Genomic DNA, 25,066 nt, shown 5'->3' on the forward strand with positions numbered 1-25,066 from the left:
GTATCTAAAAAAATGCTAATCGGTCAAATTTAATCCTAAAAAGCGTAAAAGAGATGCTTTTTTATTCGGATCATTGACTAACCTCACGCCAATAAATGATCTTATCATGGCCTCGGTAGCGACCAAAGTACGCACTTGCTCTTGGCTCATAGAGCTGAGTCGGACTTACTTGGTCCCAATTCCAATACCACTTAAGCCAATCCTCGACTTGTAACGGTGCGGTCACTTGACCTCGATATGCGACAGAACCCGTGTTTTGCCATAATAAGGGGAGTTGGCCATTGTTCATCGTAACGTTCACGGCACTGTTGCCATCACTACGGGTAACGGTTTCACCAGAGGTTAATAATGGGTCGTATATTTCGCTACCATCAAGTAGATCGACTACTCGAGTACAGCTATCATTGACGTTAGTTATCCAGCCGCTACCATTCCAATATTGAGCATACGTTGGCATGCGTAAAATTTCATTTTCAGGGCCATAGGTATTATCCATCACCACTCTGCCATGACGAAAATCTTGAGTCGACAATTGTTTCGCATTGCAGGTGTTACTGTCAGCGCAAATAGCACTGCTGTCTGCACGCATATCAGGTGAGGCAATAAACGACACAGCTCCATCATTATCAAATGCTTGTACGCCAAGAGCTAACTGACTAAATGGTCCATCCACAGCCGGTGCCACGGTACGACGAAAATTTGCTTGATAAGATAATCCGACGTTTGCTTCACCTAAAGCCCAAGAACCAGCATTTATTGGTAAAGCACTTAATCTACCACTCAAATCTACACCATTATTGATGTTTTCACCCACAAGGTTTGCACTACCTTTAGCAAAGGCTCCTTGATAATTTTGGGTTACGTAAGTACCGGTATTCAAGGCACTTAATGTTAATGTCAAACCAAACGGTTGATCCATGTAGGTAAAGCTACCGCAAGATGGCAATACACTTGAACTGCTGACTAAAAATCGGTCTGGTATAAAACGACCTATATTAGGAGATGCGGCTAATGGAATGTCATAAAAACTCGACCCTAAATAGCTACTCGGTGGATTAGCGGTAAAGCTAAAGACGCCCACTTCGGTTACCGACTGAGATACGGTATTACTATTAGTGGTTTGGGCGACATGATTATATTTTTCTGCTCCCACCTCTCCTAGTACGCCGCCAGATGGGGCAACTAATTGATGGCCTAATGTTACCTCGTTATGGGCATAATTTGGCGTATTGATGTTATCGCAGTAATCAATATCAACGTCAGACTCCCAGGCTTTACCTTGAATAACTACGTTAAATGACTCGCCGGCTTTTTTGTATCGATTACAGCTACTATCTCCTGCAGAGCACTTAGCATTATTATCTTCAGGCATAACGCATAAGCCCACAGGGAAACTAACAAACTGATCTGAACCTAACATGATCAACCCCTGCTCATCGCCTGTGCCAGTATACTTTGCATCTAACTGTATTTTTCCGGCATCTGGATAGTTAACAATAATATCTGCTTTTCCTTCTGCATCGAATGCCAACGCAAGCGTAGTTGCAGTGCTACTCTGTTTACCTACCACGGTATTATTTACAGTCGATGACTGGCCATTAATTGGTGTATTTGGGGTGATATAAGAGCTCCAAAAGTCGACATTTTTAGTCATTTTAGAAAACAGAGGTACACACTGTTGAGTGATATCTGAGGTTTTCACTGCACTAATAGTAATTTTCTCGGTTGGTTTATTAGCCAACTTATCCGGCACAGCAAAAATAAACCCGCTGCTTGCAAAACTTAAAGTACAGCTTGCTGTATTTAACTCGCCCGAACCACTGCGGCACAGGGTATTACTGCCTGCTATGGTTAAAGGAACGGAAGATGTCACCCCAATAGTGGTTGGCGTAGTCACATTGTTGCGTAAAGCGACCGTTGTACTGCCATTTTCAAATTTCACTACATTGGTTTTATTACCGTCAACATACCAAGCGCCATTTGAATTAGGAGCAAGCGATAGATTAGCCTCTACAGGCTCAGTAAATAAATTACATACCGCATTTTTACAGGCTCTGACCGTCATAGTTTCGGCCTTACAGGTAAATGGCGAGCTCGTATAGTCAAACTCAAAATGATGAATTTGTTGACCGACCGGATTGGATTTAAGGGCACAAACCTTAAAGTTATCCATCTCATGATTATTATTGGAACCACCCGTGGATCCTGTAATTGATAGGTAAAAATCTTTAGGGACAGGAGCTTGCCCTGAGAAACTTAATGCATCAAAAGGAGCTATTAACGTTTCGTAATTATCCGTGATGCCATTATTCGTGGTATCTCGCAGCACTGACACCATGGCCTTCCCCGACACTCTTGAGTCAATAATGATTTTATATTTATGATTAGGCTGAGCACTGGATGTACTTCGAACGTCAATTTTAGGACTAATATCAGCACTAGTACCGATTAAATACCGATAACTTGTTGCTGCAGAACCACGAATTGCCACGGCTTGCCGCCTAAACCCGGGACCGCCATTTTTACCTTCGTTGGGGCTAGAAAAGTTACCGTATTCATCCAATGCTATACCCAACCAACCACCAGCAAAACCTGGAGTGCCATTATTACGCTGGGCATATCCCAAAGCACCACCAAAGCTGCCAGGTTGAGGGGTAATGCTTGCATCAGACAAAATAACGGCAATGCCATCAGCACCCGTCCCACTTTTGTCCGACCAAGCATAATAATCAAACTCCAGCTCAACTAAATTATTCGCAGCAGGGAATAATCGCTGATAAGTACTGGATGTCGCTTGATTACCGCTAGCAGAGGTAAAACGCAGACGCCCTTCCACTATTGTAGGCGGCAATGAAGAACCTAAGACCTTGAGCGCCCAATCATCACCAATATCAGAACGCGTAAATTCGTCACGAAAACAAATTAAGGTGTCTACTTTTTTCTCAAAAGCCACAAAACTGTAATGCTCCCAACGATGTTTGCGGTCGCTATCGCTAAAAGTATCTTCATCAACAACCATACTCACTTTATCGTTAGTCAACTGACAACGTCGAAGCCAGCCGCCATCGCCACCTAAACGGCTATTTTTACCCGCGACTAATATAGGGGCTCCCTTAAAACCAATTAAAGGCGTGGTATAACGACATTGCTCACTTACATCTTTAGTACCACTATCAGTAAACGTTTGTGCTTGACCAAAGTGATAATTAGTGTCGACACCATTTAAGGTCATAGTGCCGTTGCCTGATTCCAATACTAAATAGCCAATGGTTTCATTTTGTATTGGATTGTTGTTCAAATTACCAGGTTGGCATTGCCCACTGCTATAAACCTCAGAGGTATCTAACGCGAGTTGTAGCTCTGAACCGCTGGATGTTGATGTGCTAGTAAACCAACAATTATTATTTTGAGTTTGAATTTGGTTTAATACAACTTTGTTGTCTAGGGGTAAAGTAACTGACGTATAAGGGGAGTTCGAACCAATTAAAGCCTTATCGTAGTCAACTGAACCTGCGATTAACTTTGTATTGTTAGGTAAATCATAGGCACCAGCTGTTACCGCTATCCAATGCACTTCAGGCATTTCAGTCGATTTCACATAAGGGTTATCGGGTGATTCAGGTTCTTGTTGTGACCAAGTAAAACCTTGCTCAGAAACACTATCAATAAATACCGATGCCGGGCCATCACTGTCACTTTCTTCGGTGGTTGGCATTAAAAAAATTAAGGGGATGACGTCGGCGGGAAATGCCGCGTCAAATTTTACATATGTTGAGTCGTTACCAGACACAGTAGATTTACCATATTGGATATGAAATGTCGCAGCAGTCATATCGCACATACCATTAAAATTTGTATTACTAATGGGTTTAAAATCAACGCTACTGTTACCAGAAAGAGTCAAGGCGCCACCAGCCCCAAGTGCGCCAGAAATGCTACTATTGCCCGACATAGAAACAGAACCCGCCACATACACGATTGCATTAATATTAGTGTTGCCAGAAATGCTTAACGAACCTGCCACATAAATAATCAGGTTTTCTGGGGCCTCGTCTAAATTGATATTGGCGTTGTTCAAATTTAAGTTATTAAAATATAAACGCGCTGTGGTGCCCGTGGTTGAAATAACTGCTTTATTGCCAAAGTTACCATTATCGTAATCATAGTCTCCAGGCAGGAATTGATTACCACCATCTCTGTCACAGGTCGTTGAGCTGCAGTTTAAATCTGATAATGGAGAGGCTAAAATACCTGACGGTAACACTAACCCAAAAGGAGAATGGTTACCTGAAGCGGGGTCGGTAAATATGCTGTCGCATTGTGGCGCTGCAAAAACCTGCCAAGGTAATAACAGCCAACAAGCCAATAAAATAAAACCAAGATTATTGCGCACGGGCTTCTACCTCCACTTGGCGACTGACTCGCAAACATGTTGAACTGTTTGAGTTTCCTACACAGTTAGCTGTTTCGCATACCGCTAAACTATTAATTCGATATTGAACAACACTGCCAACGCTAGCGGTATTACAACTAATGGTGACACTACAATTATGGAATCCAACGGCGTTATTTGGCGGTGTCCATGTAGAGCTAACACTAGTACAAGTTGCCACAGTGCCACCAACCGGAAATAACTCAGCCAGCGCTGCATCGGCGCCACTATTAGCGCTAAATAAAGCTCGAGTGCCCCACACTTCCATATTTACAGATTCATCTGCATCACCGACAATACGAATTAAACTCGCGGCAAGTAAAAACATCACCGTTAGCACAAATACACCAATAATTAGTGCGCTACCTTGTTGAGAATGTTGGGTTAATTTCAGCTTAGGGAACATTCATCACCTGTACTTGATGTTGATATTGAAATGTTTCACCATTGACGCTAAATAGTGGCTGCAAATGCACTATAGCATTAGTCACCAGTGTCGATGGAGTCAAGATCACCGCGGGATTAACCGCTAAGGTATTAGTGATATTTTGTGCCATCAATACGCCATTGCCCATTGCAGCTGGTGCAGGCTGATTGACCTTATAACCATAGTTTTGGTACAGGCGCAGATCAACATTGCTAGCTGTATTAACAAAACAGTAGCTTAATGGGCTATCGGCAACAAACAAGCGTTTTAACGGTGAGGCCTCAGTAAAACGCACACTTTGAGTTAATGTAATGGTGAGTTGATCGCTTATTTCAGCCACACTCTGCACAATAAATCGTTTGGCGGTAGTCGCTTGAGGATTATAAATTTCGCTATTGGTTAAAGGATAAATTAACACTGACTGAGCAGCATTAATGGGACGAATACTTTTAATCGCGGTTATGGTATTTTGCGCAATTTGAGGCACAAACGGTGCTTCAAGATACGATGTGCTGGAGCTAATAGGCAGTAACTCCAAACACTGATAACTGCCATCGGTTGCGGTAAGTACCCGCATACTATTGGGCACTGCACGGCGAATATCTCGGGTCATCCGCTCGATACCAAAACGGCTTTGACTGAGCACTTGATCTACCGCACTTGATTCAACAAAAATACGAGTACCAAAAATCACAAAACTACTAATCCCAACAATAATAATCCCTAAGATTAAAATGACCGTCACCATTTCAATTAAGGTAAAGCCTGCAGCTTTCAATCCTCGTCGTAAAGGCATTAGTAGTTACTCCTTACCGCTTGGTAAGTGATCACTTCATTGGCAGGCGTTGTCACCGCTACTGTAATTAATTTTTGCGCTTTCGTTGCTGAGTCGAGATATGCCACAGTGACGTGCAACTGATAGCGAGGATAGGCTTGGACATAAGTTTGGCTTGAGTCGAGCATGTTATCGTCTTCATCCAAACCATTATAATCATCAACGTCGTTGAACGTGTCTCGGCTTTCACCGTCAGGCCCCAGAAATGGAGTACCATCGGCTGATAAAGTATAAGAACAAACTTCACCAGTCGGTGCATTACACGCTGGTACTCCGCCATTGGGATTAGTATTTTGATCATATCGCTTACCCCAAATTTCATTCATTACCGAATGAGCTAATTCTGCCGAACGCACTCTTTGTAATGTTGATGCTGCTCTATCCGCCTGGGGAAAAAGCATACTGGTGAGCATCACTATCGCAATGCCGATCACCATCATGCCAATAACAAGTTCGATTAAAGTAAAACCACGAGTAGATTGTGATAAACGATGAAATTGAATGTTACGGAGCATAAATATACCCCTCTGACTCTACCGCAATGGCTAAGGTTTCATCTGCCACCACATTAAAGCAATGGCCAGAACAAACCGGAGATAACATGCGACCTAAGCTGTCGAAGGTAATCGAAAACACTTGGCTAGCATTACTGGTTAAGGCGACATGAGCATTGCCGCTGAAGGTTTGTTGTTGCTCTATACGTACTTGGTTTGTACATAAGCTAGCGGCTCTTCCGCTAAAATGGCGTAACGTATAACCGCTTGATGTCACATCAATTTGATAACACTGATCGGTATTTTGAATGGCTTTAAGTTGGACCTGGCGTAACTCACTGATAAATTCACTGCGTAAACTGTAGGCACTAAAAGATGAATCAGACATCAAACGCGGCAACACCGCGACGGCAATAATAGCAATCACAATCATGGTGGTAACTAACTCAACCAAGGTAAACCCAAGCTGAATGTTGCGTTGTTGACTCACTGTAGTGACGCCCTCATTTGGCTCGATGAACATTTCGACATCTAAAAAGCTAAACCGTAATAATGTCATAGACTTATGCTAACGGGTTTAGTATGGCAAAAATGGATGATTTTATCTGCTTATTTTGCATCCAACAATACATTTCCTTAAATATACTATCGCTGGTTCTGTATCTTATTTTTAACAAAAACTCAAAAAAAAACCTGCCGCAGCAGGTTTTAACTGACGGTTATATTAGCACTCAGAGGTATCAGTAATAACTACATAATCAGGAATAACAGCTGCACTTGTTGCTTCTGTATATGTCAAAGTACAGGTGGTTGGTGCACCACGTTGATATATTACAGCTTTACCTGCACTTTCAGTAAGAATCCAATCATTTGTGCCTGTCGTGGCGGCTGCTGCAAGATCAAATTTCACATCTAAAGCCAATGCCAACTGCGCGGCAGTTGCTTGTAAATAGCCATATTGCGTTATAGCAGTAACTCCAGTTGCAAGTGTAACAGAAGATGGAGCACCTTTAGCTTTACCTTCTTCACCAGCTAAAGCCGCTTTTGAATAAACTAAAGTGTTTGCACCTTGAATGGCGCCTTTTAGTCCTTGTAATGCAGAAACACGTGCATCACCTTGCAAGTTGATAAACTTCGGCGCTGCCGTAACCGCTAAAATACCTAGAATAATGATCACAACCACTAATTCGATTAATGTAAAACCTTGTTGTTTTTGCATATTAAATAACCTCTATAGAAAATAAATGGGTAAACCAACATTACTGCGAACAGTGGTAAATCAAATTAGTTGTTTGTAAAAGATACGACCTGACCCGTACCTGCATTATATGTTACACCGTTAGCACCAACAGTGTCTAAATCAGGCGCAGGATCTGCTACACCCGACGTTTGATTTAGCGCTAAAGTAGCCACTTGGTGATAAACACACAAATCAAGACCAGTAACCGTTTGGCCATCAATACTGGTAGATGAACCGCCAACACCATTTTGCATTCTTACGGTATAACGATGATTACGAGCATCCTGATTGAACAGTACATTTCTAGGAGCATTTTGTAAAACTGAATCAAATACTTCCTGACATGTTTCGTTGGTCATTGAGGTAACATCAGTATTGGTTGTGCCAGTTGGAAAACCAAAACGTGTATCGAGTGATACACTAGTACCATCTAAAATAACATTGTTGTTACGACGACCATCAACTTCCCATTGTGCGCGAACAAAACTCACTGCTGTGGCTAAACCACCAGCAACACCATCAACGCTGGCGTCTTCAGCATCATCGGTCACATTTAAAAAACGTGGGATCGCTGTAGCGGCTAATAAACCGAGGATGACAATAACAATAACCAACTCGATCAATGAAAAACCTTGTTGTTTCAATTTCATAATAACTCACTCTTATCTATAGCGCCTACAACAGGAAATAATACTGATTAAGCTATAACTTCACTAATATTAGCAGCTTATTTAAAATTTAACACTAATGGTACAAACTTTATCCATCGCTCATTAAAAAAATAACTCTACCGGTTTGTAGCTGATAACTTAAACTGGCTGTATTGCCTGAATAGTAGCGGCAAATGTTCTCATCAGGCTGATAATCTACCGTAATATTTAACTCTTGAACATTAGTTGCCAATAAATGCCCCCACAGTTGTTCACAACCTTGGACATCATTAGTGTCAATGGTTGGCCAACCTTGATTAGACATAGCAATCCAATTATCGGTGCCAACCAAATCAACATCAGTATTAATAGCATCCATCTTACTCGGAGCATCTTTTGATACTGTATTGTCATCGCTAATCTTACTTGATGTCACATTCGATGCCATATGATGCCAGGACAACTGCATTTTATGAGGTCGGCCAGAAGCTAACCACTGACTACGCACCATAGCTAAGACATTCAAAAAACGATTATGTTCAAACTCTAAACCACGCCCACCTATGTTTGAGGTAGTATTGACATAACGTCCGCCAAAAATAGCCAGCAGCGTTAACACCACCACAATCGCAATAACTCGCCCATAGACTTTAAGCAGATCGCCATCCGCTTTTTGCTGGCTCAACATCTCGATACCCAATGATCTGTTTGCATTCTTTGTTGCATTCTTTGTTGCATTCTTTGCTAACCGCCTTTTACCACATTCAGCATATCCCACATAGGTAGATAAATACCCAGTGCCAATATCAATACAATGCCAGCAACAAATGCGATTAAAATAGGTTCGAGTTTTGCGGTGAGGTTTTTTAAATCATAATCCACCTCACCTTCATAAAAATCAGCGGCATCATTGAGCAGCTGATCTATTTGACCGGTTTCTTCACCCACGGCAACCATTTGCAATACTAATGGGGTAAACAATTGGCTGCTATTTGATACCCTTAGCATTGACTCACCAGATTCAATACCACGGCGCATACCCACAATTTTGTCATGCATATAAGCGTTATCGACCGCATCTGCGACCAAGCTTAATGCCTGTGTCATCGGAACGCCTGCACTGAGCATCATCGAAAAACAGCGACAATAACGTGACAAGGTTGAGCGCTCAATAATAGATCCAATAACAGGTATGTGCAGCTTCCATAAGTCCCATTGCCTCTCGCCCTTTTCAGAGTGATGCCAGTATCTAATCCCGACTATGATGCCGATTAATAGCACAATCATGTGAGGCCAAAAATTAACAAACAGATTAGACGTGCCAATTAAAATTTTTGTCGCCCATGGCAATTCAGCACCAAAACGAGAGAACATATCGGCAAATTTAGGGATCACCATAATGTTCAAAATAACCATCGCAATAGTAATCGCAATCAAGACAAACATCGGATAACGCATTGCGGCTTTAATCCGTCGACGGGTTTCTTGTTCTCGCTCGATATAACCAGACAACTGGATAAAAGCATCTTCCAGCTTACCGGTATTCTCACCAACATGGATCATCGAGACAAACAACGAATCAAATATATCTGGATGTTGATTCATTGCCGAAGATAACGGCCTTCCCGACGTCAGCTGCTCTGAAATATCATCTAAGGCTTTTTTCATTCGATCGGAATGGGTTGTTTCTGACAAGCCCGCTATGGCCCTTAAAATAGGAATACCTGAACGCGTTAACGAATACATTTGCCGACTAAAAATTTGTAACTCTTCCAGCGACACCTTGCTTTGAAATAAGCTCATCGAAAAAGATTGCTTAGTTTTCACTTCGCGCAATTCTAGCGGAATGATCCCGCGAGAAAGCAACGCATCGGCCGCCGCGCTTTCATTAGCAGACTCAAGCTGTGCACTGACCGCCTGCCCTTGTGAATTACGTCCTCGATATTGATATAGTGGCATTGTTATAACCCAATATCTTGTTGGCTAACAATATCTTCCGACAACGGCACTTTCGACTCACTAACGTCTTCAACCAGTTTTGACACCTCTTCCAGTGTTGTGGTGCCAAGGAATAAATACTCCATCGCAGAATGCGCAAGGGGAATAAAGTTAGGACTGCGCAGCGCTGCACGGGCAAAATCTTGCGGATTACCCGTTCGCATGGCATCAATCATATTTTCGTCGAGCTCGAGTATTTCAAAAATACCGATACGACCACGATAGCCCGAACCATTACAGGTTTGGCAACCGCTACCCACTTTAAACGTAGCGCTGCTAATATCTTTTTTCGTCACACTCGCAAGCCAGCTGCGTTCAGCTGCGGTTGGTTGATAATCTACGGCACAATTGTGACAAACGCGCCTAACAAGACGTTGAGCGATAATGACCCGCAGCGCACTAGCAACCAAATAACTCGCCGCGCCCATATCGAGTAATCGCAATGCACTGGTAACCGCATCATTTGTATGCAAAGTCGATAATACAAAGTGACCGGTTAATGCACCGCGTAAGCCAATTTCCACCGTTTCTTGGTCACGCATCTCTCCCACCATGATAATGTCAGGATCTTGGCGAAGCGTGGTACGCAGTACGTTAGAAAAGTCTAAACCAATCTTGTGGTTAACTTGTACTTGGTTAATGCGCGGTAATTGATACTCAACCGGGTCTTCTACGGTGATAATCTTTCTATCGGCAGTGTTCAGCTCACTTAAAATACCGTACAAGGTGGTCGTTTTACCACTACCGGTTGGCCCTGTAACTAGCAACATACCGTGGGGGCGTTTAATCTGTTTACGAATACGCGCCACAATATGCGGTGGCATACCGGTTTCATCTAACGTACGTAAACCTGTGGTCTGATCCAATAAACGCATCACCACCGACTCACCATGATAAATCGGCATGGTCGACATCCGCACATCGATTTTATGACCTTTTATTTCCATATGAAAACGGCCATCTTGTGGCATACGTTTTTCTGAAATATCCAGTCCAGCCATCAACTTAAGCCGTAATACTAAAGCAGAGGCGATATTAACTTCACTGAGAAGGTTTTCATGTAATTGGCCATCGATACGCTGACGGATCCGCAGCACTTTCTCGCCAGGCTCAATGTGAATATCTGACGCACGCATTTGCACCGCATCTTCAAAAATAGACTGTAATAGCTTCACCACGGTGGTTTCGTTATCACTGTCGCTTTGAGTCAAATTAGCCAAATCGAACATGTCATCTGCGGCATATTCTTCATCAAGCTTACCGGCAATTTCAGCAATTTGCCCGGTACGACGATAAAGGTTGTCAAACGCGTCGAGTAATTGTTGCTCTGGTGCCACCGCGATCATTAACTGCTTAGGGGCAACTAACACTTCAATATTATCAATAGCCTGCAAGTCAGCAGGGTCGCTCATAGCAACTAATACATGGTCGGAATGACTTTCCACCACTAAAGCTCGATAACGCCTCGCTTGTACTTCGGGGAGAATATTCACCACTTCATCGGCAATCGGACGACGACTAATATCGAGGTACGGTAAATTAAGCTGATGAGATAAAAATTTAAGTAACTGGTCTTCAGTAATACTGTTCAAATCAATTAAGGTGCGGCCGAGCTTTTTACCTGAATTACGCTGTTCCGCTAATGCTTGCTGTAATTGGGTGTCAGTAATAATCAGCTCTTGAACAAGAAGATCTCCTAACCGCATCTTTAACTTAGGCTTCATCGGTTTTCTCCTAGCTGATATAAACGCTTTTCAATAAATGTCATAGCTGAAGTTGATAACCCTTCATAGCTTAATGCTGATCGGTAAGCTTGTGCGGCTTGTGGATATTTTTGCTGGGAATCGAGCGCATAACCTAACCCCATCCACCAGCGAGATTGAGTTGACTCAGATACCAATAAGTTTCGGTAAGCCTCCTCCGCTAAAACAAAGTTTTTAGAGTTTTGTGCCAAATCGGTTTGTGCGATCCACTTATCACGAGCCCACGATGAGCTATCTGGGATCATCGCCACCGTTGTTAACGCTTCATCATAAGCTTTTATTGCAGTTTGAATTTGCGACAAAATCACATAAAACTCCCACTGTTGTGGAAACATACTGATTCCACTCTCGAGTAATCTCATTGCAGTCGTTGGATTATTTTGCGCAAAATAAATTTCGACTAATTGCTTACGGGCTTTATGTAAACTCGGTTGTAAAATAATGGCTTCTAAATAGTAACCCGCCGCATCGTCCAGACGTTGCGCTTGCTCAGCATCCATCGCTTTGCGATATTGCAATTGCGCCATTTGCGTCTTGGAAAGCACCACTTCATTGACGCTCATATCAACAGTTTTTGCTGCAGCAGATACTTCTGCGGGGACTTCTGCGGGTAAGAAGCGAGATGTTTGCGCTACGATTTGGCCTTGAGTTGATTCAGTATTAATCAGCGAAGCCATATTCTGTGAATTATTATCCACCGAACCACTTGGCTTCTCTGTGTCTACGGTTGAAGCTAGCACTGTTTGTTGGTTGACGCTTTCGTTATTAACGGCTGATGCAGTGCTCACTTTGGATGGATCAAGCTCGGATATGCGATCCGTTGGTTCAATCATCTCAGCAGTGATTTCTGGGGGGCTCGCTTGAATAGATGCTTGAGTTGATATTTGAGCTGCTGCTTGGGTTGGTGCTTCAGTTGAAATTTGAGCAAGCTTAGGTTCAGCAGCAACGACATTATCTTGTGGCTGACTCGCCAGCGATGACTGAATATCTTCGGTAACCGATGTATTGATAGCTGTTGGCTCATTGACCATTTGAATATTGGCTTGGCGATACATAGATACACCAAACCACAATGTAGGGATCAGGAGTATGGCAACAACAATAAGGCTAATAAATGGTGAGCGAGATTTAGCAACTGATTGATACTGAATTTGAGGACGCAAAAATTCACCCGCAGGTTGCACTGGTGGTTTGTCTGTTCCTGGTTGCTGACGCTGCTCTAAATCTTTCAGCATCTTGATAATCACACTCATTTAATCTCGCTTATTTGTGTCATCCATTCACCACAACAATTATCACCATTCAACCCAATAACCACCATCACTGTTACAAGCAACATAATTATCAGCATGCTGACACGGGAAAACCCTACTTTATGTTGTAAATTAATATCTTCTGTATCCGTTATCGCAGCTAGACAATGGCGAGATGTCACCTTTTTTTTACCTTGGCCATAACATAGCAATAAGCTCTTATGCGCCAATATATTCACTAAACGCGGGATACCTCGAGCAGCTTTGGCAATGCGTTTAATATCCGCGGTATTAAACAATTCAGGTCCTTGATAACCCGCTATAGCAAGTCGGTAACCAATATAAGCTTGTATCTCATCCCATGTTAATGGACGTAAGTCATAACTAAAGGTAATGCGTTGTCGTAATTGTCTAAACTTGGGTTGAGCTAAACGCTCATCTAATTCTGGTTGGCCAAACAACACCACTTGCAATAATTTACGACTTTCGGTCTCTAAATTAGTAAATAATCTTAACGCCTCAATACTGTCATCCGGTAATGATTGCGCTTCATCTAACACTAACACCACGTGAAAGCCCTGATGATTTAACGCTAACAAGCGCTCATGGATAAGCCTTGTCAATTGTTGTTGATCTAATTTGTTCGGTAACGCTAAACCGAGTTCGCCCGCTACGGCCAAACGTAATTCTTTAGGATTCAAATAGGGGTTAGGTAAGTAAGCGCAATGATATTGAGTCGGTAAGTCATTCAACAGCTTACGACACACTAAGGTTTTACCGGTACCCACTTCACCAGTGACTTTAATAAAACCTTCACCTGTCTGTAATGCGGTTTGCAGCACTTGCAACGCTTCCACATGCGGCGACAACCCAAAAAAGAAACTCGTATTTGGGGTAAGCGTAAAGGGCAATTGACTTAAGCCAAAGTGCTGCAAATACATAATTACTGGCTATCCCTTATCAATTTCAACCGCTATTTTTAATCGTCAATTCTCTACCGTCAACGGTCGCTATTTAGAAGGGTACCAACGTTCGATTAAATCTTGCGAACGCTTTAATTCATCCTTCCATGTGTCACCACCCACAACCGTTGGCTTCAACATAATAATCAATTCAGTTTTCTTTTTAGATTTAGTGCGACTGGTGAAGGCTTCGCCCAGAAAAGGAATATCACCTAATAAAGGTACTTTAGACACTGTTTCAATATTTTCGCTCTTCATCAAGCCACCAATCACCACTACATCACCAGAAGCGGCGCGGATAACGGTATCCGATTCACGGATCTCACTTTGTGCTAACGGTAATTCTAAGGTTGAATCACTGATTTTAATTTCTTTGGTTTGTGAGGTCACGTCAATCACCGAAGGATGGACATGCAATATTACGTTGCCATATTCATCAATCTGCGGGGTTACATCTAAGGCAATGCCTGAGAAAAATGGCGTCAGCTCAACCTGCGGCGTCGTTACCGGAGTGGCACCCGCTACGGTCGTTGAGGATACATCGGTGACAAAGTATTCGTCATTGCCGACTTTAATAACCGCTTTTTGATTATTAGAAGCGGTAACACGAGGGCTTGAAAGTACATCAACATCACCTTGGGTATCTAACAAGTTAATAATGGTACTGAAATCACTTCCGGTGAAATTAATCGAGGTTACACCGCCAATTGCAGACGTAATCGCATTACTTAACCCTTGTCCTGCTGAGGTACTGAAATCAACATTGGTACTGCCAGCATGACCTAAGACATTTTCCCACTGAATACCTTGCTGGTAACCATCGGATAAGGTCACTTCAATAATTTTCGCTTCCAAAATCACTTGGCGCTGTAGATGGCTTTCGGCTATTTGTAAGAAACTTCGAATTTGACGTAACTCATCAGGGAAAGCTCGAACGGTAACAAGCCCTGCTTGAGGGGTTACCACAACCTGTCGCCCGCCACCTGTTTCACCCATTATTGACATTAATGTGGCTTGTAATTCACCCCAAAAATCGGTCTTGGTCGTTGAACGAATAAACGTACCATTGGTATTGTCACTGCTGTTCGAATTTCCATTGCTACTGTTACTATTTGAACTATTACTACTGTTACTGCTGTTGCTATTACTATTGTTACTGCCATTACTTGAATTATTATTTTGGTCTGAAATCCGTCCTGAGCTGACGGAGGTTAATGACAACCCTTCACGTTGCATGTAGATATAATTCAAAGGGAAAGTTTCGGTTCGCATACCCGACGGAAACACACGTAAAATACGACCTTCTCGATTCACTTCGTAACCATAAATGTCTTCAACAACTTGAATGGCTTCTGACAAGGTTACCGCTTTTAAAGATAATGAAATTTTACCTTGTACATCTGGATGTACCGCGACACTCAATGGGGTGTCTTTTACTAAGCTGGGGAAAAAAACTCTGGCGTCAACTTCATTGGCTGATACATCAAAACGACGCTCGGCGGGCAATGCTCTTGCTGATTGGCTCAACACATTATTACCATTAAGCTCACGCTGAACATCTTCAGGCATTGCCGCTGGAGGAGGCGTAATGGCTTGACTCGCCTCAGCTTGTTGCCTTGACTCATTCAAGGCCGCTTTCGCTGTTTGTGGGTCGGGCCTATCTGTCGTTTGGCAAGCAACTAAGCACAGCGACATCAGAGGAGTAACATATCTAATCACATTCATTTTTATTCTTATCCTATCGCTCTGTTATCGACTGAAATAGTTGAAGTTTTCTTCCATCTGACAAGGTAACATAGTCCTTGTTAATCTTTGATACTCGTAATCCACTGCCACTAATAGCATCACCTACCGAAAGAATAATATTATTAATAACCGCATAAGTATTCTGGCCGTTAACAATACTGTTTAACACCAAAGATTGATTATCTGCTTTAGCTTGCACAGCAATAAAGCCCTGCCCCGGTAAGGTTGGATCTCGTAATGTTTGGGCGTTAGCAGCCGACATTAATAGCATCATTAGGCTGGATGCATACGCCATAGCATTAATCTTGTTTCGCAACACTGATAAAGTCCTTATTCACACTAAGTGTGTAAAGTTCTAATTCAACTAACGCATCGGGATGAGATTCAACACGGTAATCTAAACGCTTCCAATACAATTTATCGGGCATACTTTCCACCGCTTTAATAAACGCTAAAATAGAAAAGTAATCGCCTTGTAACGTCAACTTAATACCATGGCTGTAAAGATTAACTTTACTACCATCACCCACTTGCAATAAGGCTTTGGGCGCAATAGAGGCAAACGACATGAGCGAGACACCTTTCACATTACCCAGCAAGTTGGCTAATACTGTCGGCATATAATCCGCGGGAACCATATCAACCATTTGGTTGCTGAGGTCAGCATCAATCAATTGCATTTGCTCAGTAATCAACTGTAATCGTTGTTGATAATCTTGATTGGGATCGAGCTGTAAACGCTCTTCATAAAGCGCCACTTGTTGTAATGAAATCGAATTTTCTTGTTCGAGTCCCTTTAGCTGATTCTGAACACTTTGCTGTTGCTTCCACAATGACTCTAATGGCATAAACAGCAACATCCCAATGACAACGAATAAGGCTAACGTAATCAATATCCGCTCTCGTGGACTTAGCTCATTAAATTTTGACGACCACACCAGCCATTGTTGCTTCATTGTGCAAACTCCTTAGCAACGGGCTGGCTTATCAATTTAAACGCCAACGGCTGTGCTTCACCGCGATCCATTGTCATCGCTGAAAATGCATAACCCTTTAACGTTGAAGTGGTTTTTAATTTGTCTATCCACAATGGAATACTTTGAGGATTACGACCATAACCTTCAAACTCAATTCGCTGAGCGCTAGTGTTTTGTTGCTCAATAGTAATATGACTCAACCACACATTGCTATCAGCCACAGCAGCCAAGTCGGTCAACATTGGCGAGTAACCTTGACTTATCATGGTCTTGCGCTGACTTAGTTCATCTTTTAGTAGTTTTTTAAGATCTAAACGTTGTTGCTCAAGTTCAACCTTTGCTACCAAATCGGCATTAGGTTTACGTAAAGCAATTTGTTGTTCTAGTTGTGTCTTTTGGTCAGTTAATCGACTTTTTGTGCTGCTTGCCTGTTGATTTAACTTTTGCAACTCATCGGTATGCCACAACCCTACAACATAAAGTACAGCGCAACCTCCGGTGAAAAAAGCCAATGCCAGCATCATTCTTGCAAAGGTTAGCCTTTGCTTTTTCGGCAACAAATCTGTGGTATATAAATTAACACTGGTTTTTATCACACTTCACCTCGAGCTAATTCTTGCAACGCTAACTGCGCGAGTAAATTCGATACGCCATCGTGAGTAACCGCGACCACTTTTTGATTAAAGTTAGCACTAACGAGATTGGCCAATGATGAACTATCACCTTCAACCAAAATACTAATTGACCCAACTGGAGCTTGACGTAATTGGCTTTCAAAATAATCCATAGAACGTTGAATTTCTAAACTGAGGTTATCGGCTAAGCCTTGCTTTAATTCTTCTAAAGTCGCTTTATCTAGGTGGTTAAATCCTCTAACGCGACGCTGCATTAACACTTCACCCGCTTTAACAACTAACAACAACAATTCTTGCTGCGGCAAGTGAGCGACTAACATATGTGCCATATTATCGTGTGCTAAGACATGGCTTAATGCCAATTCCTCAATACTGATCCCAACAATATCTAATCCATTGGCATCACAAGCACTGGCCAATTGCATTAAAAATTGACGACTACTGACCACCACATTCACTTTTGAACTGGCAATAAAACTGGATTCGAAATAATCTAAATGAATATTCGTAACGGGCTCGGACACCATGTCTTTAACAGACCAAATCAACGCTTGAGTCACTTCACTAGGCTCAACATTGGGTTTTTCAACTTGTAATAATTGATAATACTGCTGCGACAGCACTAATTGCACCCGAACTCGGCCAAACTGACTCTTTAATGCTTCAAAGGCTTGAGACCAATTGTTTTTTTGTACTAAAAACTGGCTGATAACAGGCGCTGATTGACCTTGCTGTGGCTTACATACCCACAGGGAATTTCCGGCGATAAATACACCTACATTACCCATCAATTGCGATGTCTGCCAAAAGGCTAGTTTACTCAAAAAACCATTGTCCATTGCGTGGCCCATATTCGCTAACATATTAATTATTTAAGATTACTGATGATAAATATATCAGTAAAAATGACATTTTTAAGCCAATGTACAAGCATATAACATCAACATGATTCGATTACGCTGTATTGTCGTTTCTCAGTATTATTGCTCAAATCTAAAACGATGAAGCTTTGTTACTGATACGTTAACGCTATAACTGCTCATTAATATAGCGCATATAGATTGAACATAGAGTGCAATCTATTGATAAACAAGATCTAACTTAAACAAACATAGCATTATATGACTTAAACTTCAGATCTTTGCCCCAAAAAATCGCCTTGGGCTGCACTCACACCAAGAATTTTTAACGTTTGCCATTCTTCTAAACATTCAACGCCCTCTGCAATCACTTTCACTTCGGCTCTATAAAGGCCACCAATGAGACTACGTATAAATAATTGATTTTCTGAGCGTTGATCTACTCGGCGCACGATAGACCGATGTAATTTCACTAAATCAAAGTGATACTCCTGGATATAATGAGTACCCACAACTGATTGGCCAACATTATCTACCGCCAATTTTGCACCCATCTTTCTCAACATATCGAGAGTTTTAACTACCAAAGTATTTTTCTGATTTTTGACAATAATATCTTCAGAAACTTCAAAAATAAGTCGCGCAGCTAAAGGACGATGCTCTAATAATGTAGATTGTAACCAACGAACAAATGCCCTACTGGTCAAACTATCAAGGCTTAAGTTAATGCTGTAAGTTGACTCATTATCAGACATTAACCTGAAGAGCACTTGTTCCAGCACTTGCCTCTCAACCTGTGGCATTAATCCACACTTGTTAGCCATGGGAATGAACAATGTCGCGCGAACATCATTACCTTTTAAATCACGGGCGCGGCTGAATATTTCATAGTGCATAATTTGATTATCACTATCAATAATAGCTTGCTGTAAGGTAAAAAATCGTTTGGACACCAATGCATTTTCAATAAAACTACGCCAACGCACAGACCCTTTAGCGATTTCCTCATCTAACGCGCCTTTATCGTACATAAACCAGTTATTAACACGTTGCAGTTGCGCAGCTCGAAGTGCCATTTCGGCTTCTTCAATAAGCTGAACTTGTAAATCGCCAGCGTTAAAAAAAGCACAGCCTAAGTGTAAAAAGTTATCGGGATTACCAATGCCATAAAAAGGTAATGCAAGGCAGGTTTTGAGTATTCGTTGCGCTAACTGGTCGGCTTCTGCCAGTGATAATTGTGGCACTATGATGACTAATTGTGAGTAACTGCGGCGAGCAAAAATACTGTCCTCGTATTGAACGAGTGCGGCTGTAATGGCTTCCGTTGTTAATGACAGCATTGCCTTAACGCCGCTTTCACCGTATTGGTCTTCCACTAAGTCAACATCATCAAACTCAATTAACATTAATACACCATGAGCAACCATTTTCTGATTATGGCTTAATCCGTCGAGACGATTTTGAAAGAATATCGGGTTGCCAATCTGAGTTTGTTTATCAAGAAAAGTGTCTTTACGAATAAATTGATCTAAGCGGCCACGTTCTTTATGAGCATCATCCAACTCGGCCAGCAATTTGCTGATCGCACGATTGATCATCCGTGGTTTGCCATTTGTCGGCATATCGGCAGCTTGCTTTAAATGTCCTTCTAAAATGAGTTTACTTCGTTGAGCAAGTTGTTCAATGCCATCTAGCTCTCTGGAGTACCATCCATAACCAAAACGGACAAAAATTCCGATGCTGATAAAACCAATAACCAGAATAATAAGCTCGTGCCAGCCAAGATCATGTAAAGAAAATGGCGGCGGCATAATTAATGTCATGGATAATTGGCCATGGCTTAATTCGCTCTTATAGAGCGTTAAACTACTTTTAACGATACCGGCTTGATCACGATGAAATTGATAAACTAATTGGTTGTCTTGCGACAGAGAGAATTCAACCGCTTTATAAGCGGTCAATAGAGGGGGTAACCAGGTAGAAAATTGACGACTACCGTATTGTTGATAATCGTCGGCTAACATGGTTTCTAACTCGGCGACTTTTTGTTGCTGAAAAGTGTAGGTCAATTGGGTAAAGCCCATCACCGCACACAGTAAAAATACAAAAGCCACCGCAGCTAATGAAAGCAGCCAAAAACTGGTTAATTTTTTAGTAAGGATCTTGGTGAGTTTCATTTATCCGCTATCCTGCTGGATTTATTTATTTTATTAATGACTCCAATGTTATCCAGTATAACGATTGTGCTCTACAACTTCACTAATCGTTTTTAATCACGCTTATCTTAGGCCGTTAATAAAAGGGGCAAAAGCCCCTTTTATTAACGGCAGCAGGTTTATTATCCCTGTTCGGATGAAGAAACCTGATTAGGTATGCTTGCTTTCTACACTTTGTATTCAGTCGGTAATGTGGTGATTTTTGCCACCCCTGAATCGATAGCCGCTTGCGATACTGCGCGAGCTACCAGCGGCAGTAATCTTGGGTCCATAGGTTTAGGCAACACATATTGCGAACCAAAACTCAATGATGACACGTTAGGATAGGCCGCTAACACCTCGGCTGGCACAGGCTCTTTAGCGAGGTTAGCAATAGCATATACAGCAGCCAGCTTCATTTCGTCGTTAATGACCGCCGCGCGAACATCGAGTGCGCCTCGAAAAATAAACGGGAAGCACAATACATTGTTCACTTGATTTGGATAGTCACTACGACCAGTACCCATAATTAAGTCTTTACGGATATTATGAGCTAATTCAGGCTTAATTTCAGGATCAGGATTTGAACAGGCAAAGATCACCGGGTTAGGTGCCATTAACGCAATATCATCGGCAGCCAATAAATTTGCACCCGACAACCCTAAAAATACATCGGCATCTTTAATCACATCTTGTAGGGTGCGTTTATCGGTATTGTTGGCAAATAACGCTTTATATTCATTGAGATCTTCACGGCGCGTATGAATCACCCCTTGCCTGTCTAGCATATAAACATTTTCACGCAATGCGCCACATTTAACGATCATAGTCATACACGCAATCGCAGCAGCACCGGCACCTAAACAAACAAATATTGCATCATCAATTTTTTTACCTTGAATTTCCAGAGCATTCAACATGCCTGCTGCAGTAACAATAGCAGTGCCGTGTTGGTCGTCATGAAATACCGGAATATTGCATCGTTTAATCAGTTCTTGTTCAATTTCAAAACATTCAGGCGCCTTGATATCTTCTAAATTAATCCCGCCAAAGGTATCAGCAATAGATTCGACAGTATTAATAAAGTCTTCAGTTGTGCGGTGTTTCACTTCAATATCAATCGAATCAATATTCGCAAAACGTTTAAACAGAAGTGATTTGCCTTCCATAACCGGTTTTGACGCTAATGGTCCTAAATTGCCTAAACCTAAAATAGCGGTCCCGTTGGTAATAACCGCAACCGAATTGCCTTTATTGGTATACCGATAGGCATTTTCAGGATTAGAAGCGATCTCTCTAACAGGCTCTGCCACACCAGGACTATAGGCCAACGCTAGATCGTGGCTTGATTGAGCCGGTTTTGTCAGGCAAACAGCGGTTTTACCTGGTACTGGGAATTCATGATAATCGAGAGCTTGTTGACGAATATCTGACATTTTATATATCCTGAAATGCGCTATCTATGAAGGAAAGTATGATCCATAGTTCACTTTAACCGTGAACTTGCAGGCCATCTAAAATTTTAATAACAATACGCTAATGCAGGGATTATATACATCAAAAACTCAGTGATAGGAGGTGTTGTGAGTCAGAATAGAGGCTATGTTTTATAATTATAACTAATCGAACATGAATATATATAAATCAATAAGTTAAAAATGTAGGAAAATAACAAGATTTACGATAACAATCGGATATAGACGTCGATATTTGCAGTTTATTTTGTCTAAATAACAATAAAGCGAGGTTTGTGCTTTTTTGTATTGTTTACCACTAAAAAATTAGTTTTCGTTACAGCACAATACTGCTGTTGCCATATAAAAAACAAAAAAGGCGCCAAAGGCGCCTTATTCAAGTAAATTGCAATGCAATTACTTTTTACCAAGCATACCAAAACGCTTGTTGAACTTGTCAATACGACCACCAGTATCAACAACTTTCTGAGTACCAGTGTAGAATGGGTGACATGCACCACATACGTCCAAGTGTAGGTTTTTACCTGCAGTTGAGTTCACTTTGATGATGTTACCACAAGTACAAGTTGCAGTAATTTCAGCGTAATTTGGGTGAATACCTGTTTTCATTTTGGGCTACCTTAAATTGAAGGCCATGTCGCTCTCCCAACCCGAAGTTGAGCACCACATGCAGTTAATAACAATATGTTTTAGGCGCAAGATAATACAGTGTCTCTTATACACAAACAAGTAGAATTTCTAAGCGATACTACGATTGTCGATGTGTGCGCTCTAGAGTCTCATAGGTAATTTGTGCCTTAGATGAATTTTGATGTTGCTTTAACATCTCACTTGATGGGCACTGTAAACGGCTATCAGACATCAATAAGTAAATTTTACCATTGGCAAACGCATTAGGGTTTGCCTCATAAATCGCCAGCATTGCACCATATACACTGATTTGCCATTGTCGATAATAACGATCGGCAACTCGCCATAACGTGTCTTGAGGAAATTTATCCATTAAACAGGTTTTATCTTGCCCATAAGTCGGTATCGATGACTTGGCTATATTATTGATTGGCAATGGCTGAGGCGATATTTTCGTTTCATGAATAGCGGCCAATAACGCATTACTTTCAGATTTTTTACTGTCCATATCATTCACTGAACCATTCATTGATACTGACTGAGTGGCGAGAACAGGCACAGGTAATGTTGGCGCTAATAGTCCTTGAGACTTACCACGTTGACTGGCGACTAAATTGTCGAATGTGATTCTATCTACCGCGACATTTTGATAGCGCGAAAGCGTCTCCATTGATGGGCAGCGTAACGAGTGGCCTAATTGCAGTAGACTAATTTTATCTTGATAGAATGCAGAGGGATTCGTTTGATAAAGCGCAAGCATGGCGCCATAAATGTTTGAATTCCATTGCTTACGATAGCGAACCGCTATTTTCCATAACGTATCATTCGGTAACTGATTGATCTGGCAATCATTCAGATTTTTTTGCGTTGTAGCTACCTGAGGTATAACGCTGGCTTTACGACTTATAGGCGTAAGCATTGAAGTCGGTAATACCGAAGCTGACTTCATCGTTTTAATTGCTACTGGCTGGTATTGGCTCTGAACAATGGCTTGAGAGAATAAAGGGACAGGCGAATATTGTAGCCATTTAGCATTACGGTATTCGGAAACAATGAGTGCCGCATCTTTATCGCGGATTTTTTCGGTACCACTTAATACAAAGACATCACGATCACGCTGTTCAACCTCAAGTTTTTCTAACACAATATTATCTTGATAAATTTGGCGTAAATAAAATGTCAGCCGCGATAAATCATGGTGATCGGTTATAACATTCACGGTGAACTGAGGAGATTGTCCGCTTTCAAATGGAATAGTATCGATACTGATATGACTGACTTGTGCAATCACAGTTGAAATACTATCAACCGCCAATAATGCTAATATTGCTAGCACCTTAAAGCTTTTCATTAAATCAATCCTTTCGATTATAAACCGCTTCAGCACAGCGTAAAACACGCTGTAAAACCATGATGTTAAATACACGTATACACTGACAAATAAAATGTTCACGCAAAGCTCATCAGGCTATAATTTATTATTATTGTTTACTTTTTTAACCTTATCCTTGAGCTAAATCATAAGTATTAACACGGGCAACTATATAAACTAACATAAACAGCTGCAACTAATTACTGATAAACCAAAGTAAATACTCGATTAAGGACTACTTTTTATCACTAATTATGATCAGAAACCTTATTTAGCCGCATGCTTTGCTTCAATGACCTCAAAGACTTTCCTATCTACCGCTTTATTATTGTATTCAGCTAAAATAGCCTTCGATGGGCAATGCAACACAACATCTTTGAGTAATAAATGAATTTTTTGCTTTGAAAAAGCCACTAAGTTAGCCTCAAAAATGGCTAACATCGCACCATAAACACTGGTATGCCATTGCTCTTTGTAACGGTTCGCAATACGCCATAATGTATCACTATTATCTCGCTCAATTACACAGATTGCCTGATGAAAGGATTCGGCTGTGGATGGTTCTGATGTTTCTGATGGTTCTGATGGTTCTGGTACTGATGATGCCTGCTCTAGACGTCTGTCATCTTGTTGATGTTTTTTGGATGCTTTCCCACTAGTGGTGTCTTTTGCTACTGGCAGTACTCGAGACGTAACAACATTAGAAACTAAGGTGGCACGGTTAACTGAGTACGGGGCATCAAATAAGGCCATTACTGCTAACGTAACCGCTCCTTTCGCAGTATCTTCGGTAACGATTAACTGTGCATTTACATCACTGATGATATCAGTACCCTTAAGCTGCAATAAAAAACGATTAATACTCTGCACTGCTAACTTCTGCTGCACAACCTTATTGCCAGCCAAGCTGTCATCCAACTGGCGAATATAAAAACCTAACCGCGACGCATCATCATTTTGTGCCACGATATTGATCTTTAATTGCGGAAGATTATTCAATTCAAATTGACGACTATTGATACTGACATGATTCACTTGAGCCATTGGCGTAGCAATATAGCCCAATAATCCAAATACTAGAATGATGACCTCAATAAGTCCTTTACGCATATATGTTGCCCT

22 protein-coding genes are annotated in these 25,066 nt (G+C 41.5%); all 22 read right to left on the minus strand.

Going from position 1 to position 25,066, the window contains the following annotated elements; all coding sequences use genetic code 11:
• Window positions 1-70: 70 nt before the first annotated feature.
• Window positions 71-4,393, minus strand: coding sequence for a DUF6701 domain-containing protein (locus AAEY99_RS07210; RefSeq protein ID WP_351009814.1), 4,323 nt, complete (start codon window positions 4,391-4,393; stop codon window positions 71-73).
• A complete protein-coding gene (locus AAEY99_RS07215; protein ID WP_101087685.1) occupies window positions 4,383-4,838 on the minus strand; it encodes an MSHA biogenesis protein MshP in 456 nt (151 codons plus the stop codon). Before AAEY99_RS07215 ends, AAEY99_RS07210 begins: the two co-directional genes overlap by 11 nt.
• Entirely contained in the window at window positions 4,828-5,655 is an 828-nt protein-coding gene (locus AAEY99_RS07220; RefSeq protein WP_351009817.1) for a prepilin-type N-terminal cleavage/methylation domain-containing protein, read from the minus strand. The genes AAEY99_RS07215 and AAEY99_RS07220 overlap by 11 nt, the downstream gene beginning before the upstream one ends.
• Window positions 5,655-6,209: a prepilin-type N-terminal cleavage/methylation domain-containing protein gene (locus AAEY99_RS07225; protein ID WP_351009820.1), complete on the minus strand. Its 555-nt coding sequence runs from the start codon at window positions 6,207-6,209 to the stop codon at window positions 5,655-5,657. Before AAEY99_RS07225 ends, AAEY99_RS07220 begins: the two co-directional genes overlap by 1 nt.
• Window positions 6,199-6,711: a prepilin-type N-terminal cleavage/methylation domain-containing protein gene (locus AAEY99_RS07230; RefSeq protein WP_351009845.1), complete on the minus strand. Its 513-nt coding sequence runs from the start codon at window positions 6,709-6,711 to the stop codon at window positions 6,199-6,201. The genes AAEY99_RS07225 and AAEY99_RS07230 overlap by 11 nt, the downstream gene beginning before the upstream one ends.
• A gap of 201 nt (window positions 6,712-6,912) precedes the next feature.
• Window positions 6,913-7,407: a type II secretion system protein gene (locus tag AAEY99_RS07235; protein WP_351009822.1), complete on the minus strand. Its 495-nt coding sequence runs from the start codon at window positions 7,405-7,407 to the stop codon at window positions 6,913-6,915.
• A gap of 65 nt (window positions 7,408-7,472) precedes the next feature.
• Window positions 7,473-8,078 (minus strand): pilin, encoded by a 606-nt coding sequence (locus AAEY99_RS07240; protein WP_335692187.1) that lies wholly within the window; start codon window positions 8,076-8,078, stop codon window positions 7,473-7,475.
• Window positions 8,079-8,187: 109 nt separating this feature from the next.
• The gene (locus AAEY99_RS07245; protein WP_350978985.1) at window positions 8,188-8,766 is read right to left on the minus strand and encodes a hypothetical protein; all 579 of its coding nucleotides are present in this window, start codon (window positions 8,764-8,766) and stop codon (window positions 8,188-8,190) included.
• A gap of 56 nt (window positions 8,767-8,822) precedes the next feature.
• Window positions 8,823-10,037, minus strand: a complete 1,215-nt coding sequence (locus tag AAEY99_RS07250) for a type II secretion system F family protein (RefSeq protein ID WP_182744106.1) — start codon at window positions 10,035-10,037, stop codon at window positions 8,823-8,825.
• A gap of 2 nt (window positions 10,038-10,039) precedes the next feature.
• A complete protein-coding gene (locus AAEY99_RS07255) occupies window positions 10,040-11,800 on the minus strand; it encodes a GspE/PulE family protein (RefSeq protein WP_101087693.1) in 1,761 nt (586 codons plus the stop codon).
• Window positions 11,797-13,092, minus strand: coding sequence for a tetratricopeptide repeat protein (locus AAEY99_RS07260; protein WP_351009825.1), 1,296 nt, complete (start codon window positions 13,090-13,092; stop codon window positions 11,797-11,799). Before AAEY99_RS07260 ends, AAEY99_RS07255 begins: the two co-directional genes overlap by 4 nt.
• Window positions 13,089-14,033: an ExeA family protein gene (locus AAEY99_RS07265; RefSeq protein WP_335692184.1), complete on the minus strand. Its 945-nt coding sequence runs from the start codon at window positions 14,031-14,033 to the stop codon at window positions 13,089-13,091. Before AAEY99_RS07265 ends, AAEY99_RS07260 begins: the two co-directional genes overlap by 4 nt.
• A 69-nt stretch (window positions 14,034-14,102) precedes the next feature.
• Complete coding sequence (mshL, locus tag AAEY99_RS07270) at window positions 14,103-15,779, minus strand: pilus (MSHA type) biogenesis protein MshL (protein WP_351009827.1); 1,677 nt, start codon at window positions 15,777-15,779, stop codon at window positions 14,103-14,105.
• 13 nt (window positions 15,780-15,792) lie between these two features.
• Window positions 15,793-16,119 (minus strand): MSHA biogenesis protein MshK, encoded by a 327-nt coding sequence (locus tag AAEY99_RS07275; RefSeq protein ID WP_502959497.1) that lies wholly within the window; start codon window positions 16,117-16,119, stop codon window positions 15,793-15,795.
• Entirely contained in the window at window positions 16,100-16,756 is a 657-nt protein-coding gene (locus AAEY99_RS07280; RefSeq protein ID WP_101087698.1) for an MSHA biogenesis protein MshJ, read from the minus strand. Before AAEY99_RS07280 ends, AAEY99_RS07275 begins: the two co-directional genes overlap by 20 nt.
• Window positions 16,753-17,373 carry a PilN family protein gene (locus tag AAEY99_RS07285; protein ID WP_101087699.1) on the minus strand — a complete coding sequence of 207 codons (621 nt, stop codon included), beginning with the start codon at window positions 17,371-17,373 and terminating at the stop codon, window positions 16,753-16,755. The genes AAEY99_RS07280 and AAEY99_RS07285 overlap by 4 nt, the downstream gene beginning before the upstream one ends.
• Window positions 17,370-18,251: a protein-tyrosine phosphatase family protein gene (locus AAEY99_RS07290; protein WP_242445183.1), complete on the minus strand. Its 882-nt coding sequence runs from the start codon at window positions 18,249-18,251 to the stop codon at window positions 17,370-17,372. The genes AAEY99_RS07285 and AAEY99_RS07290 overlap by 4 nt, the downstream gene beginning before the upstream one ends.
• Window positions 18,252-18,538: 287 nt before the next feature.
• Window positions 18,539-20,449 carry an RNase E specificity factor CsrD gene (gene csrD / locus AAEY99_RS07295; protein WP_351009829.1) on the minus strand — a complete coding sequence of 637 codons (1,911 nt, stop codon included), beginning with the start codon at window positions 20,447-20,449 and terminating at the stop codon, window positions 18,539-18,541.
• 206 nt (window positions 20,450-20,655) lie between these two features.
• On the minus strand, window positions 20,656-21,903 hold the full coding sequence (locus AAEY99_RS07300) for a malic enzyme-like NAD(P)-binding protein (protein WP_101087702.1): 1,248 nt from the start codon (window positions 21,901-21,903) through the stop codon (window positions 20,656-20,658).
• A gap of 435 nt (window positions 21,904-22,338) precedes the next feature.
• Window positions 22,339-22,551 carry a 50S ribosomal protein L31 gene (gene rpmE / locus AAEY99_RS07305; RefSeq protein ID WP_011639173.1) on the minus strand — a complete coding sequence of 71 codons (213 nt, stop codon included), beginning with the start codon at window positions 22,549-22,551 and terminating at the stop codon, window positions 22,339-22,341.
• 139 nt (window positions 22,552-22,690) lie between these two features.
• Window positions 22,691-23,923 carry a FimV/HubP family polar landmark protein gene (locus AAEY99_RS07310; RefSeq protein ID WP_351009832.1) on the minus strand — a complete coding sequence of 411 codons (1,233 nt, stop codon included), beginning with the start codon at window positions 23,921-23,923 and terminating at the stop codon, window positions 22,691-22,693.
• Window positions 23,924-24,211: 288 nt separating this feature from the next.
• Window positions 24,212-25,054, minus strand: coding sequence for a FimV/HubP family polar landmark protein (locus AAEY99_RS07315; RefSeq protein ID WP_351009835.1), 843 nt, complete (start codon window positions 25,052-25,054; stop codon window positions 24,212-24,214).
• Window positions 25,055-25,066 lie beyond the last annotated feature (12 nt).

The organism is Shewanella sp. S1-58-MNA-CIBAN-0166, assembly GCF_040310085.1.
In the GTDB taxonomy this organism is placed as follows: Bacteria; Pseudomonadota; Gammaproteobacteria; order Enterobacterales; family Shewanellaceae; genus Shewanella.